Origin of the sequence: Arthrobacter sp. NPDC056691, from assembly GCF_042791415.1 — a bacterium.
Taxonomy (GTDB): domain Bacteria; phylum Actinomycetota; class Actinomycetes; order Actinomycetales; family Micrococcaceae; genus Arthrobacter.
This window is the reverse complement of sequence record NZ_JBHTXX010000036.1, coordinates 17,092-31,038: the sequence shown is the minus strand read 5'-3', so window position 1 is coordinate 31,038 and position 13,947 is coordinate 17,092. Positions and strand designations below refer to the sequence as shown.

General features: G+C 66.7%; 12 protein-coding genes and 1 tRNA gene. 5 read left to right on the top strand and 8 right to left on the bottom strand.

Annotated elements, in window-relative coordinates; all coding sequences use genetic code 11:
• Positions 1-53 precede the first annotated feature (53 nt).
• The 3 genes from ACFRAU_RS22050 to ACFRAU_RS22040 all read left to right on the top strand — a co-directional run bounded on the left by ACFRAU_RS22050 (position 54) and on the right by ACFRAU_RS22040 (position 2,619).
• Positions 54-1,004, top strand: a complete 951-nt coding sequence (locus ACFRAU_RS22050; protein ID WP_378001484.1) for an N-acetyltransferase — start codon at positions 54-56, stop codon at positions 1,002-1,004.
• 20 nt (positions 1,005-1,024) lie between these two features.
• Positions 1,025-1,098 (top strand) — tRNA-Leu (locus ACFRAU_RS22045).
• Between the two features lie 171 nt (positions 1,099-1,269).
• Complete coding sequence (locus ACFRAU_RS22040; protein ID WP_377996979.1) at positions 1,270-2,619, top strand: ABC transporter substrate-binding protein; 1,350 nt, start codon at positions 1,270-1,272, stop codon at positions 2,617-2,619.
• Between the two features lie 76 nt (positions 2,620-2,695).
• Here ACFRAU_RS22040 and ACFRAU_RS22035 read toward each other — a convergent pair whose 3' ends face one another.
• From ACFRAU_RS22035 to ACFRAU_RS22020, 4 genes are read right to left on the bottom strand one after another with little or no spacing between them, the layout of a single operon-like run.
• Complete coding sequence (locus ACFRAU_RS22035) at positions 2,696-3,466, bottom strand: ABC transporter ATP-binding protein (RefSeq protein ID WP_377996980.1); 771 nt, start codon at positions 3,464-3,466, stop codon at positions 2,696-2,698.
• On the bottom strand, positions 3,463-4,509 hold the full coding sequence (locus ACFRAU_RS22030; RefSeq protein WP_378001483.1) for an ABC transporter ATP-binding protein: 1,047 nt from the start codon (positions 4,507-4,509) through the stop codon (positions 3,463-3,465). Before ACFRAU_RS22030 ends, ACFRAU_RS22035 begins: the two co-directional genes overlap by 4 nt.
• Positions 4,506-5,474: a branched-chain amino acid ABC transporter permease gene (locus ACFRAU_RS22025; protein ID WP_377996982.1), complete on the bottom strand. Its 969-nt coding sequence runs from the start codon at positions 5,472-5,474 to the stop codon at positions 4,506-4,508. The genes ACFRAU_RS22030 and ACFRAU_RS22025 overlap by 4 nt, the downstream gene beginning before the upstream one ends.
• A 9-nt stretch (positions 5,475-5,483) precedes the next feature.
• Complete coding sequence (locus ACFRAU_RS22020) at positions 5,484-6,779, bottom strand: branched-chain amino acid ABC transporter permease (protein WP_377997003.1); 1,296 nt, start codon at positions 6,777-6,779, stop codon at positions 5,484-5,486.
• A 348-nt stretch (positions 6,780-7,127) separates the two neighbouring features.
• On the opposite strand from ACFRAU_RS22020, the gene ACFRAU_RS22015 reads away from it, so the two are divergent.
• The gene (locus ACFRAU_RS22015) at positions 7,128-8,015 is read left to right on the top strand and encodes a Bax inhibitor-1/YccA family protein (protein ID WP_377996983.1); all 888 of its coding nucleotides are present in this window, start codon (positions 7,128-7,130) and stop codon (positions 8,013-8,015) included.
• Between the two features lie 167 nt (positions 8,016-8,182).
• Here ACFRAU_RS22015 and ACFRAU_RS22010 read toward each other — a convergent pair whose 3' ends face one another.
• Genes ACFRAU_RS22010 through ACFRAU_RS21995 form a run of 4 tightly spaced genes read right to left on the bottom strand, consistent with a single transcriptional unit; the run spans position 8,183 to position 12,747 of the window.
• The gene (locus tag ACFRAU_RS22010) at positions 8,183-9,421 is read right to left on the bottom strand and encodes an acetyl-CoA C-acetyltransferase (protein WP_378001482.1); all 1,239 of its coding nucleotides are present in this window, start codon (positions 9,419-9,421) and stop codon (positions 8,183-8,185) included.
• Positions 9,422-9,458: 37 nt separating this feature from the next.
• Positions 9,459-10,616 carry a galactokinase gene (gene galK, locus ACFRAU_RS22005; protein ID WP_378001481.1) on the bottom strand — a complete coding sequence of 386 codons (1,158 nt, stop codon included), beginning with the start codon at positions 10,614-10,616 and terminating at the stop codon, positions 9,459-9,461.
• On the bottom strand, positions 10,613-11,791 hold the full coding sequence (gene galT, locus ACFRAU_RS22000; RefSeq protein WP_378001480.1) for a galactose-1-phosphate uridylyltransferase: 1,179 nt from the start codon (positions 11,789-11,791) through the stop codon (positions 10,613-10,615). The genes galK and galT overlap by 4 nt, the downstream gene beginning before the upstream one ends.
• Complete coding sequence (locus tag ACFRAU_RS21995; RefSeq protein WP_378001479.1) at positions 11,788-12,747, bottom strand: DeoR/GlpR family DNA-binding transcription regulator; 960 nt, start codon at positions 12,745-12,747, stop codon at positions 11,788-11,790. Before ACFRAU_RS21995 ends, galT begins: the two co-directional genes overlap by 4 nt.
• Positions 12,748-12,957: 210 nt before the next feature.
• Here ACFRAU_RS21995 and ACFRAU_RS21990 point away from each other — a divergent pair, with 210 nt between their 5' ends.
• Complete coding sequence (locus ACFRAU_RS21990) at positions 12,958-13,917, top strand: aldose 1-epimerase family protein (protein WP_378001478.1); 960 nt, start codon at positions 12,958-12,960, stop codon at positions 13,915-13,917.
• The last annotated feature ends 30 nt before the right edge of the window (positions 13,918-13,947 follow it).

Genomic DNA, 13,947 nt, shown 5'->3' with positions numbered 1-13,947 from the left:
GCAGGTGCCGCGCAGTTCCCGGGATACCGCAGGGGCCCACATAGACTGGCTCCATGACGGGTGAAAAGAACCTTCAGACCCTCCTTGCCTCGATGCGTCCGGTGCTCCGGGAAGGGGAGTACGTCTATGTACTCTGGCCGCACGGCAGGCCGCTGGCCGGGCACATTGAAGCCGCCGTCCGGGAAGCCGAGGGTCTCACCGTGGTCCTGCCCCGGGCCGAAGCGGACGCGCTGGACCTGCCGTACGACTTCGTGGCCGCCTGGATCACCCTGGAGATCCACTCGGCCCTGGAAGCGGTGGGCCTGACCGCGGCCGTCAGCAGGGCACTGACCCAGGCACGGATCAGCTGCAATGTGCTGGCCGGCTTCCACCACGACCACCTGCTGGTGCCGGTGGCTGACTCGGCCCGGGCCCTGGAGGTCCTGACGGAGCTTTCGGCCGCCAGCGCACCCGGTCCGGAGCCGGTACGGGAAGTGGTGCTGCGGAGCGAACAGCCCGGGGACCGCGATGCCCTCCTTGCCCTGACCGCCGAGGCGTTCGCAGTTTCCCCGGTCACCGGATTGCCCGTGGAGGGGGAGCCCGTTGAGGTCAGAGTGCTCCGTGAGCTGTTCGTCGCCGAGGAGTACCTGCCGGAGTTCAGCATCGTCGCGGAACTCGACGGCGAAATCGTCGGCCACGTGATCAGCACCCGCGCCTGGGTGGCGGACCTTGAGCTGCTGGGCCTCGGGCCCATCAGTGTGACGCCCCGGCTGCAGCGCCACGGCATCGGTTCGGCACTGATGCGCGAATCCGTCGCCCGTGCCAACGCCGCGGGGGAGAAGGGCATCGCACTGCTCGGAAGCACCGTGTATTACCCGCGGTTCGGCTTCGTCCCGGCGTCCTCGCTGGGTGTCGAGGCGCCGGACAAGAACTGGGGCGACCATTTCCAGCTGCTGCCCCTCGCTCTGTGGCCCGGCGGGGTCCACGGCACATTCCGGTACGCGGGGCCCTTGGCCGCCGTCTGAGGCGATACGATTGACCGGGCGCCCCAGTAGCCCAATTGGCAGAGGCAGCGGACTTAAAATCCGCGTGTTGTGGGTTCGAGTCCCACCTGGGGTACTACTTTTCTCCGCCGCGTCGCCGGTGTTCCAATATGCAACGAGTGTTATGAGGATGTGACCTTAGTCACTTATGTTCCCGCTCGAATTGGATTAGCTTGAACTTAGCTCAGGAACCCCTGACCAAATCGCATCAAAGGCCGTTCGCACCTTTCGATCGAGGAGACTCTAAATGATTTCACTCCCCCAGACGGCGCCAAGGGTCGCTAAGCTTACAGTGCTTAGCATCGGCGTCGCCCTTCTGGCCACGGCTTGTGGTGGCGGCTCCACCCCGAGCGCGACCTCATCCTCCGCAGCGGCAGGCGGCGGCATCGCGTGCCCTGCTCCCAGTGCCACGGCCGGGGCAAGCAGCACCGCCACAGAGACCGGCAACGTGCCGGCCGCAACCACCATCACTCCCACACCGCTGAAACTTGGATCGCTCCTGCCGACGACGGGGTCGCTGGCGTTCCTTGGCCCGCCCGAAATCGCCGGTGTCAACCTCGGCATCAAGGAAGTCAACGATGCCGGCGGCGTGCTCGGCAAGCCGGTCCAGGTCATCCACCGCGACTCCGGCGACACCAAGACGGACATCGCCACGCAGTCCACCACAGCACTTCTCGGCCAGGGTGTCAGCGCCATCATCGGTGCCGCGTCCTCGGGTGTCTCCAAGACCGTGATCAACCAGATCACCGGCGCCGGCGTCATCCAGTTCTCGCCCGCGAACACGTCCCCGGACTTCACCACCTGGGACGACAAGGGCCTGTACTGGCGGACCGCTCCGTCGGACGTGCTGCAGGGCAAGGTGCTGGGCAACTACATGGCCACCTGTGGCGCCCAGACGGTGGGCATGATCGTCCTGAACGATGCCTACGGCACCGGACTGGCGAAGAACGTCAAGGCGGCCTTTGAAGCAGCCGGCGGCCAGGTTGTGGCCGAGGAACTCTTCAACGAGGGTGACTCGCAGTTCAGCAGCCAGGTGGACAAGGTCATCGCTGCCAAGCCGGACGCGATTGCCCTGATCACCTTCGACCAGGCCAAGAGCATCGTTCCGCTGATCACCGGCAAGGGCGTCAAGCCTACGCAGCTGTTCATGGTGGACGGCAATACATCCGATTACAGCAAGGACTTTAAGGCCGGCACGCTGAAGGGCGCACAGGGAACCATCCCCGGCACCTTCGCCAAGGATGACTTCAAAAAGAAGCTCCTCGCCATCGACCCGGCACTGAAGGACTACAGCTACGCCGGTGAGTCCTACGACGCAGTCAACCTGATTGCACTGGCAGCCGAGGCCGCCAAGAGCACCAAGGGCACGGACATCGCCAAGCAGCTGAAGGCAGTGTCTGAAGGTGGCGAGAAGTGCACCGACTTCCCATCCTGCGTCACGCTGCTGCGCAACGGCAAGGACATCGACTACGACGGCGAGTCCGGTCCGGTGACCTTCTCCGACGCCGGTGACCCGACGGAAGCCTCCATCGGGATCTACGAGTATCAGGACGACAACACGTACAAGCCGTCCCACGAAGAATCCGGCAAGCTGTAAGCCGCTTTCCCGCCACACACAAGAAGCCCCCGTCAAATCTGACGGGGGCTTCTTGCTGTGCTGGTTTGCTGCCGGCTTAGTCCTCGTCGGCCAGCGTGCCGAGGTACAGCTGGATGACCTTCGGGTCCTTCATGAGCTCACGGCCCGTGCCGGTGTACGCATCCCTGCCCTGGTCCAGGACGTAGCCGCGGTCACAGATCTGCAGGCAGCGGCGGGCGTTCTGTTCCACCATGATGACGGACACTCCGGCACGGTTGATCTCGTGCACCCGCAGGAACGTCTCGTCTTGCTTGACGGGGGAGAGGCCTGCCGAGGGTTCGTCCAGCAGCAGCACTGCCGGCTCCATCATCAGCGCCCGGCCCATCGCCACCATCTGCCGCTCGCCGCCGGACAGGGAGCCCGCGCGCTGCGCCCGGCGTTTTCCCAGCTCCGGGAACAGGCTGGTGACGAAGTCGAAGCGCTCGGCGAAGTCCTTGGGCCGCTGGAACATGCCCATCTGCATGTTTTCCTCGATGGTGAGTGTGGCAAACACGTTGTTGGTCTGCGGCACGAACCCGACGCCCTGGGTCACCAGCTTGTTGGCCTTCAGGCCCGTGAGGTCGCGGCCCCTGACCATCACGGATCCGGAGTGCACCTTCACCAGCCCGAACATGGCCTTCAGCAGCGTGGACTTGCCGGCCCCGTTCGGGCCGATGATGCCGATCAGCTCGCCCTTCCGGGCTTCGATGCTGCACCCGTTGAGGATGTTCACGCCGGGGAGGTAACCGGCCACCAGGTCGGTGACTTTGACGACGACGCCGTCCTCGGCTGCGCTGCTTGCGGCCGGGGCCGCGCTCGTGGCACTCATTCCTTGTCCCTGTCTGTATGTCCGGCATCTGTGCGTCCGGTCTCCGGGCCGGCTTCGCTGATGGTGGGCGCCGCAACGTCCACCGCGATCATGCCTGCATTCTCCGTGCCAACGATCGATTCCTCATCCGCCGCGAGTTCCTGCTCCAGCTCCCTGATGCCCTCGGTGTCGCCGAGATCGACGTCGTGGTGGGCGCCCAGGTAGGCGTCAATGACGGCGGGGTCCTTCATGACCTCGCCCGGCGGTCCCTCGGCCACGATCTTTCCTTCGGCCATGACCACCACCCAGTCCGCGATGTGCCGGACCATGTGCATGTCGTGTTCCACGAAGAGGACGGTCATGCCCTCGGACTTGAGGTTCTTGATGTGGTCCAGCAGCGACTGCGTCAGCGCCGGGTTCACCCCTGCCATCGGTTCGTCCAGCATCACCAGTTTGGGCCGGACCATCAGGGAGCGGGCCATTTCCAGCAGCTTGCGCTGGCCGCCGGACAGGGAGGCCGCGTAGTCGTCCTTCTTGGTATCGAGCTTGAACTTCTCCAGCAGGACGTTGGCGTGCTCGGTGATTTCCTTTTCGCGGCCGCCCCAGATGTTCTTGAACAGGGCCTTCGACAGCCTCTCGCCGGGCTGGTTGGACGCGCCAAGCCGCATGTTTTCCATGACCGTCAGCTTGCCCATGACCTTGGTCAGCTGGAACGTGCGCACCATGCCCATCCGCGCAACCTTGTAGGAGGACACTCCGGCGATGCTGTGGCCCTCGAACTGCCACTTGCCCGAGTTCGGCGTGTCAAAGCCGGTGAGCAGATTGAACAGGGTGGTCTTGCCGGCCCCGTTGGGGCCGATCAGGGCGGTGATCTTGTGCCGCGGGATCTCCAGGTAATCGACGTCGACGGCGTTGATGCCGCCAAAGCTGCGGGTGACGTTTTCGGCGACGACGATGGGATCCCGCTTCTTGCAGCCGGGGGTGTTGTCCCCGACGGCGATCGGCCGGGCGTCCGTCATGTAGTCGACGCCCTCTTCCATGGATTCTTCGCTGTGCTTGCTCATGCGAACGCCAGCTCCTTCTTGTTGCCAAAGACGCCCTGCGGCCGGAAGATCATCAGCAGCATCAGAGCGATGCCCACCAGGATGTAGCGCAGCTGCCCGGCCTGGACCGTGGTCAGCCAGGTCACCGCACCGGATTCGATGAGGCCGTACAGGACGCCCTGTGTGAGGGACAGGACCACCCAAAAGATCATGGCGCCGATCACCGGACCCAGGACCGTGGCCATGCCGCCCAGCAGCAGGCAGGTCCAGAGGAAGAACGTCAGTTCGGTGCCGTAGTTGGCGGGCTGCACGGCGCCGCGGGGGAGCGTGAAGATCATTCCGGCCAGGGCGCCGAAGGTTCCGCCGATCACCAGTGACTGCATCTTGTGGGCGTAAACGTTCTTGCCGAGCGACCGCACCGCGTTCTCGTCTTCGCGGATGCCCTTCAGCACGCGGCCCCAGGGGCTGCGCATCAGGAGCCAGACGAGGACGCAGCCGATGGCCACGAGTCCCCAGCCCACCACGCGGATGAAGAAGTCGCGGTTGTTCATGCCGAAGTAGGCGCCCTCCGGGAACGGGTTCATCGAATAGAACCCGCCCTCGAAGGCGGCGAGACCGTTGGCGGACCCGGTCACGGAGGTGAGCTGGTTGGTGGTGACGACGTAGCGCACGATTTCCGCCGCCGCGATGGTGACGATGGCCAGGTAGTCCGCCCGCAGCCGGAGGGTTGGAATGCCCAGGACCAGTGCAAAGAGCACTGAGCAGACGACGGCGATGATCAGGCCCACGAAGAACGGCACCCGGAACGTGAGCGTCGAGATGGCGAAGCCGTAGGCCCCGACGGCCATGAAGCCGGCCTGGCCGAAGTTCAGCAGGCCCGAGTAGCCGAAGTGAACGGCGAGGCCGAGCGCCGCGAGGGCGTAGGCCGCCGTCGTCGGGCTGAAAAGTTCGCCAGCCGCGCTGGAAAGGATAAATCCGAAGTCCATGCCTGTCTCCTAACCCACGCGCTCGCGACGGCCCAGGATGCCCTGGGGCCGGAACAAGAGGACAACGATCATGATGAAAAGTGCACCCACGTATTTGAGGTCGGCCGCGAGGCCGAACACGGTGGTCAGCTCGACGAAAATCCCGACGATGACCGAGCCGACGAGGGCGCCGAATACTGTGCCGAGGCCGCCGAGGGTCACCCCGGCGAAGATGAGCAGCAGGATCTGCGAGCCCATGTCGAAGGTGACGCCGGGGCGGTAGTAGGCCCAGAGGATGCCTCCCAGCGAAGCCAGCACACCGCCGACGATCCAGACCAGGCGGATGACGCCGTCGACGTCGATTCCGGAGGCGGCGGCCAGGGCGGGGTTGTCTGCCACCGCGCGGGTGGCCTTGCCCAACCTGGTTTTCAGCAGCACGACGCCGATGAGGGCGATCACAACCGCGCTGATGACCAGGGACCACAGGTTGTTGGGGGAGATGGAGACCGGGCCGATCTGGATTTCGTCGCTCTGCGCAAACGGCAGCTGCTGCGTGGCGCCACCGAAGTAGAACTGGATGATGTAGCGGATGGCCAGGGCAAGGCCGATGCTGACGATCATCATCGGAACCAGGCCGGTGCCGCGGCGGCGCAGGGGCCGCCAAAGCCCGGCGTCCTGCGCATAACCAAAGAGTCCGCCGCCGACCAATGCCAGGATGATGGCCAGCCAGAAGGGCAGGTTCATGGCGCTGAACGCGAAAACCAGGACAGCGCCGAGGGTCACCATCTCGCCGTGCGCGAAGTTGGTGAGCCCGGTGGTGCCGAAGATCAGGGACAGGCCCACCGAGGCGAGTGCCAGCAGCAGGCCGAAGCTGAGCCCGGCCACGAGCCTGTTAAGCAGGTTCTGGCCGAAGTCCTGCTGCTGCACCACGATGCCCTTGCCGAAGGCGAAGATGACCGAGAGGTTTGACGTCTGGCTGAAGGTGACTGTCCGGGGATTCGACTGGCCTTCGGCGAGCTTGATCCCTTCCGGAAGCGTGGATTCGTCGAGCTGGATCTCGTAGGTGCCCTGCTGGGGGACACCAATGCGCCAGGACCCGTTGGCGCCCGATTTTGCCTCTCCCGTGAATGTCCCGCTCTTGGCGGTGATCTTGACGCCTTCGATGGGGCGCCGGGAGTCGTCGCGGAGGAAGCCGCTGATGGTGTCCTGGAACTGCTGGTTCGACGGGGGTGGTGTCGGAGCTGGAGTGGCCGCCTGCGATGCCGGTGCTGCCACCAGCAAAAGTGCCACGACGGCGGAGGCAATGGCCCCCCAAACCTTCAGCAGCCCGGCCGGCCGCCGGATAGGCAGCCCTCTCGGTGTGCGTCTCAAAATTCAAAACCTCCACGTGGGGGTGGTTGCGGCTGCCTCATTGCAGCCGCTGCGAACGGAGGGCGGCGGATATCCTTGCTGGTGGAGCGGGTATTGACTAGCTGTGATATCCGTCACCCTGACCCGCTTATCGTACAGCGCAAGCAGTACAAACCGCGTGGGGTGGGCTGACCATCAGATAGCGATCCGGTAACAACTGAATTGCCCCGCCACCAGCAGGAACTTTCCACGCCGCTGGTCCGTGGAAATTGGTAGCGTGACCAGTAGATTCATCACTCAACCCATACATGGAGGACACCCGCAATGGCACTTGGCGGAAACCCGATCTTCAACGGAAAGAATTTCCGTGGAGCCACCCAGGCACCGCCTGTCCCGCAGGCGTACGGCCAGAACAGCTACGGTCAGGGCCGCGCTCCCGGCCAGGTCATGGACGCACAGTCCGGCTGGATGTCGCAGCAGCAGAACATGACCAATGACCAGCTGCAGCAGATGTACAACCGGCCTGCGGCCGGCCCCGCCGAAACCGGGCGGATGACCTTTGACGACGTCATCATCAAGACGGCGGTCTGCCTCGGCGCCGTGGTTGTCGGTGCCGCGGTCACCCTGTCGGTGGCCCTGGGCCTGGCATCCATGCTCATGATCGTCGGCGCACTCGGCGGATTTGTGCTGGCCCTCGTCAACACCTTCAAGAAGCAGCCGTCACCGGCACTGATCCTGGCCTACGCCGCGCTGGAGGGCCTGTTCCTCGGCGGACTGACCCGTGTCCTGGACACCATGTACCCCGGAGTCGGCCTGCAGGCCGTGGTGGGCACGCTGTCCGTGTTTGCCGTGACGCTGCTGCTGTTCAAGAGCGGCAAGGTCCGGGCCACGCCCAAGGCCATGAAGTTCTTCATGATCGCCATCGTCGGGTACGCGCTGTTCTCCGTGGTGAACATGGTCATGATGCTGACAGGGCTGACAACTGAACCGTTCGGCCTGCGCAGCGGCTTCATCGGCGTCGCTATCGGCGTTCTGGCCATCGGCCTGGCCGCGTTCTCCCTGGTCATGGACTTCACCAACATCGAAGAAGGCGTCCGCAACGGGGCCCCGGAGCGCTTCTCCTGGACCGCCGCCTTCGGCCTCACCGTCACGCTCGTGTGGCTGTATGTGGAAATCATCCGCCTGCTGGCCATCCTCCGCGGCGACGACTAAACGCGACAGACAAAGCCGGCACCCCGCCGTCGTACGTCCTTAAATAGAGTGGGTCCCGCCAACCGGCGGGGCCCACTCCTGCGTTATGGCGGGAGTTTTTGTCCACTTATTGGGACTTCCGGGGCCGTTTGGGGCCATTATGTGGACAAAAACTCCAATGTGACGGGCTAAGTGAGGCGCTCCAGCACCACGGCCATGCCCTGTCCGCCGCCGACGCACAGGGTGGCGAGACCCAGCGTTCCATCCTTCTCGCGCAGGCCGTTGAGCAGCGTGGTGGTCATCCGGGCGCCGGTCATGCCGAAGGGGTGGCCCAGGGCGATGGCGCCGCCGTGCACATTGAGCTTCGCGGCGTCGATTTTCAGTTCGCGGGCGCTGGCCACCACCTGCACGGCGAAGGCCTCGTTGAGCTCTACGAGGTCGATGTCATGCATGTCCAGGCGGGCGCGGGCCAGCGCCTGCCGGGAGGCCTCCACGGGTCCCATCCCCATCAGCTCGGGGGACAGTGCGGTGGCCGCAGTGGAGACGATCCTGGCCAGCGGCTCCAGCCCGAGGTCCCGGGCCAGGTCGTAGCTCATGACGACGAGGGCGGCAGCGCCGTCGTTGAGCGGGCACGCATTGCCTGCCGTCACTGTGCCCTCCCGGCGGAAAACCGGCTGCAGGGCGCTGACGGCGTCGAGGGTCACGCCCGGCCGCGGCGAGTCGTCCCGGTCCACCACGGTGCCGTCGCGCCGCTTGTACGGCGTGATTTCGCGGGCGTAGAAGCCGGAGGCGATCGCGGCCTCGGCCCGGTTCTGGCTCAGCACGGCCCATTCATCCTGGTCCGCGCGGCTGACCCCGTAGGACGTCGCCACGTTCTCCGCCGTCTGGCCCATGGCGATGTAGATATCCGGCATCCGGCCGCCCAGCCGCGGATCCGTCCAGGGCGTGTTCGACTCGGCGCGGGCGGCAGTGCGCTGGCGCGCCGGCTCGAACAGGGGGTTGTGGTTCCGGGCCCCGGTCTCGCCCGCGCCGGCCCAGTCCTGGTAGCGCGAAACGGCTTCGACGCCGGCAGCCACGAACGCCTGGCCCTCGCCCGCGCGGATGGCATGGAAGGCCATCCGCAGGGTCTGCAGGCTGGAGGCGCAGAACCTGTTGACGGTGGCGGCGGGCACGTTGTCCAGCCCGGTGAGGATGGTCACGACGCGGGCCATGTTGGAGCCCGCCTCGCCGCTGGGTTCGGCGCAGCCGAGGTACAGGTCGTCCAGGCCCGGCCCGGTGTCCCCGGAGGGGTCGAACGCCGGCAATTTGGCCAGCGCCGCCCGGACCATGGCCGCCGCCAGATCGTCCGGCCGCTCATCCTTCAGTGAGCCCTTGAAGGCGCGGCCGATCGGGCTCCGGGCGGTTGAAACAATGACTGCTTCAGGCATGCGACCAGCCTACGCCCGGAGCGGTGTGTGTTAACAGCTACGCCAGCCGCATTGCCCCGGCCGCCGGGGTGACCGTAAAGATGTCCGGTGCCGTGAACCCCGCCTCCGCGAAGGCGCGTACGACGGCGGTGCGCACCTGCTGCTCCTCGCTCACCGGAGTCAGGGCGATGGCGGCGCCGCCAAAACCTCCGCCGGTCATCCGGGCGCCGATGGCGCCGTTTGCCCGGGAGGCCTCGACGGCGAGATCCAGTTCGGCGCAGGAGATCTCAAAGTCGTCGCGCATGGATGCATGGCTGGCGTCGAGCAGGGCGCCGATGGCCGAGGGTCCCTGCTGCCCCAAGGCTTCCACGGTCTGCAGCACCCGGTCGTTCTCGGTGACGATATGCCTGACGCGGCGGAACGTGACCTCGTCCAGCAGTCCGCTGGCCTCTTCCAGATCGCCCGGCGTGACGTCCCGGAGCGCCTTGACGCCCAGCACTTCGGCGCCGAGCTCGCAGGAGGCCCGGCGGGAGGCATAGCCGCCGTCGGCATGGGAGTGGGAAACCTTGGTGTCGATGACCAGCAGGACCAGGCCTGCCGCCTCGGCTTCGAAGGGGACCAGCTGCACGCTCTGGTCGCGGCAGTCCAGGAACACAGCGTGGCCCTTCGAGCCGCGCAGCGAGGCGGACTGGTCCATGATGCCCGTGGGGGCGCCGACGAAGTCGTTCTCCGCGCGCTGGGTGGCCAGCACCATGTCCTCCGGGCCGAGGCCTGCCCCGGTGAGGTCGTTGAGTGCCGAGATCACGGCGCATTCGATGGCGTGCGAGGAGGACAGCCCGGCGCCGAGCGGGACATCGGAATCCAGCAGCAGGTCCAGGCCGGGGACCCCGATGCCCCGCTGCTGCAGGGACCAGATGACGCCCAGCGGGTACTTGGTCCAGCCCTTCGCCGTCCCCACCTCCACCGAAGCGGTGTCCGCCGTCGTGACTCCCTGGTCGCCGTAGGTTGAGAGCAGCCGGATCGTTGAGTCCGGACGGACCCCCACGGCCACGCGGGCGGTCCTGTCGATGGCGAACGGCAGCACGAAGCCCTCGTTGTAGTCTGTGTGTTCGCCGATCAGGTTGACCCGGCCGGGAGCCTGCCAGACGCCGTCGGGCTGGCGGCCGAATGCGGCGTGGAACCGGGCTTCGAGGTCGGTCGTGGCGGGGGCGGTCATGCGTGGGCTCCTTCGATGAGGCCTTGTTCGACCAGGCCGGGGGCGGCCGGAGCGAGCACCTCGGCCGGGGATGCCGGAACGGTCACCGACCGGAGCCGCTCCGCCACCTGTTCGGGGGTGGTGTCGTTGATGAAGGCGCCCATGGCCGCCTCCGAGCCGGCCAGGAACTTGAGCTTGTCCGCCGCGCGGCGCGGGGAGGTCAGCTGCAGGTGCAGGTAGCTGGCGGGGCGCAGCAGATCATCGACCGGGGCCTGGTGCCAGGCCGAAATGTAGGGCGTCGGAGTGGGATAGAGGGCATCGAGGCGCTTGAGCAGGTCCAGGTAGACGTGGGCCAGCTCGTCCTTCTCCTCCCCGGTCAGCCCGGCAAGGTCCGGGACCTGGCGGTGCGGAACGAGGTGGATCTCCAGCGGCCACCGGGCAGCGAAGGGAACGTACGCGCTGAAACTGTCGCTTTCCAGCACCATCCGGCTGCCATCCTCGCGTTCGGCACGCAGCAGCGAGCCGGTCAGCGTCTGCTGCCCGCCGGCGTCGTCATAAAACTTGCGCGCCGCGGCGCCCATGACGGCGGCACGCGGGGTGACGTAGGGGTAGGCGTAGATCTGGCCGTGCGGGTGGTGCAGGGTGACGCCGATGTCCGCGCCGCGGTTCTCGAAAGGGAAAACCTGCTTGATGCCGGGCAGTGCGCTGAGGGCGGCCGTCCGGTGCGCCCACGCCTCCACCACGGTGCGGGCGCGGGTTTCGCTGAGACCGCTGAAGGATCCCGTGTGCTCCGGGGTGAAGGTGACAACCTCGCACCGTCCGTAGGCGGGGCCGGTGGTGCCCCAGCCCGGGTTGGCCGGGACGGGTCCCAGGGCCGGGCCGAGGGAGGGAAAGCGGTTCTCGAACACCACGACGTCGTAGTCCGGCGCCGGGATCTCCGACGGGTTGGCGTCTGTGGTGGGGCAGATGGGGCACTGGTCCGCGGGCGGCAGGTGGGTGCGCGTCTGCCGGTGCGCGGCCACGGCCACCCATTCGCCGGTCAGTGCGTCGTACCGGACTTCGCCGGGCTCCCCACGGGGCGGGAGGTCACGGTGGTCCTGCGCCTCTTCAACGGCCCGCGCACGGGCTGAGCCGGCATCGTCGAAGTAGAGCAATTCGCGGCCGTCGGCGAGCTGGGTGCTGGTGATATGGGTCATGCGTCGTGTCCTTTGAACGCGGAAGCGGGCGGCATTTGGCCGTCCGGGAGGCTGGTGGGGCGGGAAGGAAAGGGGTCGGCGACCCAACTGGGTAGCAGATCAGGGCGTTCCCAGCGCTGGGAAGCCCCTGAGCTGCTACCCAGTTGGGAGGCTGGAGGTGCGAAGGCCGGGGTTAGAGGGGTGATCCGCAGCTCGCCGACGGACTGCCGGAGCAGACTTTCGGCCGCCGGTCCGGCGGAGCCTGTGCTGATCCTGGCGTCCGTGATAAGGGTGCCGACCGCGGACAGCGGGGCGATCCCGGCGAGGCCCACGGTGCCGTACTTGGTGGCGTCAGCGAGCACGGCCAGCGTGTCCGACGCCGCGATCATGGCGGCGTTGACCTCGGACTCGAGGAGATTCGGCGAGGTGATGCCGGCCTTCGGGTCGAAGCCGTGCACACCCATGAAGCACAGGTCGGCGTGCAGGCCGTCCAGGGCGTGCACCGTCACCGGACCCACAAGGGCCTCGGACGGCGTGCGCTGGCCGCCCAGCACCACCGTGCGGATGCCGCCGTCGCCCGCCGCCAGCGCGTTGGCCACCATGAGGGAGTTGGTGACCACCGTCAGCCCGAGATCCCGGGGGAGCAGGCGCGCGAGTTCGTGGGTGGTGGTGCCGCCGGAAACCAGCAGGGTCACGCCGGGGCGGAGCAGCGAGAGCGCCTCGGCGGCGATGGCCCGTTTCGCGTCCGCTTCGCGGGCCGACTTCGCGCCGAACCCCGGTTCGAGGGCGCTGAAGGCGCCAGCGCGGGTGGCGCCGCCGTGAACCCGGAGCAGGAGGCCCTCGGCGTCGAGTGCGTCGATGTCGCGCCGGACAGTCATCTCGGAGACGCGGAGCAGGTCCGCGAGTGCTGCGACGCGGACGGTCCCCTCGGCGTCGAGTTCCTGGAGGATGAGGTGCTGCCGCTGTGTTGCGAGCACGGTTGCACCTCCTTCCTGTTGACTCAGCCGTCGTCGATGGGCTCAGCTGTGTGCGGGCTCGGTTGTTCTTTGTGGGGCCGGTCACTATTTGCGGCTGTTCCCATTGTGGCACAAACCGATCAAAAACAAATACTTTCTAACAAAAGACAACAAAGAGTTGTCCTGGCAGGCCACTCATGCGTTGTGCTGCGTGCGTTGTACGGTAGGTCCATGACTTCCGGCGCGACTTCCGAAACCAGCGATTCCCTCACGACTCAGCGGCGCTACGCCACGGGCAGGCAGTACGAGCTCAGGCGGGGCGACGCGCTCGCCGTGGTCACCGAGCTTGCTGCCGGGCTGCGGTGGTACAGCCGCGGGGATGTCCAGCTGACGGAGTCCTACGGGGATTCCGACATCCCGCCCGGCGCTACTGGCATCACCCTGGCGCCCTGGGCGAACAGGGTAGAGGACGGCGTCTGGCACCTGAACGGCAAAAAGCAGCAGCTGGACATCACCGAGGTTTCCAAGAACAACGCAAGCCACGGGCTCCTGCGCAATGCGCCGTATTCCCTCGTCGCCGAGTCCGAGTTTGCGGTGACCCTCGAGGCGCCGGTATTCCCCCAGCACGGGTACCCGTTCCTGGTGCGGCACCGCGTGGAGTACTCCCTGGCCGAGGACCTGGGCCTGGAGGTGCGGCAAACGCTGGTCAACGATTCCGAGGCCGAGGCGCCATTTGTGCTCGGCGCGCACCCATACCTCCGGATCGGCGATGTTCCCTCCGAAGAGCTCACCCTGACCGTGGCTGCCGCAACGCGACTGGTGGCGGACGAGCGGCTCATCCCGCGCAGCTCCGAACCCGTATCCGGCGACAGCGACCTGCGGCGGGGAAAGACGGTGGGGGACCTGGATCTCGACGCCGCCCTGACGGATCTGAGGTTCGACGGCGGGATCGCCCGCCACACGCTGACCGCACCGGACGGCCGCAGCGTCAGCCTGTGGCAGGACGAGACCTGCCCGTTCGTCCACGTGTTTGTCAGCCGCACCTATCCTGGCCGGCCAGCGGCTGTGGCACTGGAACCGATGACAGGGCCGGCGAACGCCTTCAACTCCGGGGACAGCCTTCGCTGGCTGGCGCCCGGGGACTCATTCACCATCACCTGGGGCATCCGCGCTGACCTGGCCGGTGCCTGACCTGAGTGCCCCGTGACCAAAGCGGCGCAG

Bases quoted from the DNA above. Each gene is read 5' to 3' on its own strand.
- ACFRAU_RS22050 (WP_378001484.1), top strand. From the start codon at position 54: ATGACGGGTGAAAAGAACCTTCAGACCCTCCTTGCCTCGATGCGTCCG.
- ACFRAU_RS22040 (WP_377996979.1), top strand. From the start codon at position 1,270: ATGATTTCACTCCCCCAGACGGCGCCAAGGGTCGCTAAGCTTACAGTG.
- ACFRAU_RS22035 (WP_377996980.1), bottom strand. From the start codon at position 3,466: ATGAGTGCCACGAGCGCGGCCCCGGCCGCAAGCAGCGCAGCCGAGGAC.
- ACFRAU_RS22030 (WP_378001483.1), bottom strand. From the start codon at position 4,509: ATGAGCAAGCACAGCGAAGAATCCATGGAAGAGGGCGTCGACTACATG.
- ACFRAU_RS22025 (WP_377996982.1), bottom strand. From the start codon at position 5,474: ATGGACTTCGGATTTATCCTTTCCAGCGCGGCTGGCGAACTTTTCAGC.
- ACFRAU_RS22015 (WP_377996983.1), top strand. From the start codon at position 7,128: ATGGCACTTGGCGGAAACCCGATCTTCAACGGAAAGAATTTCCGTGGA.
- ACFRAU_RS22010 (WP_378001482.1), bottom strand. From the start codon at position 9,421: ATGCCTGAAGCAGTCATTGTTTCAACCGCCCGGAGCCCGATCGGCCGC.
- galK (WP_378001481.1), bottom strand. From the start codon at position 10,616: ATGACCGCCCCCGCCACGACCGACCTCGAAGCCCGGTTCCACGCCGCA.
- galT (WP_378001480.1), bottom strand. From the start codon at position 11,791: ATGACCCATATCACCAGCACCCAGCTCGCCGACGGCCGCGAATTGCTC.
- ACFRAU_RS21990 (WP_378001478.1), top strand. From the start codon at position 12,958: ATGACTTCCGGCGCGACTTCCGAAACCAGCGATTCCCTCACGACTCAG.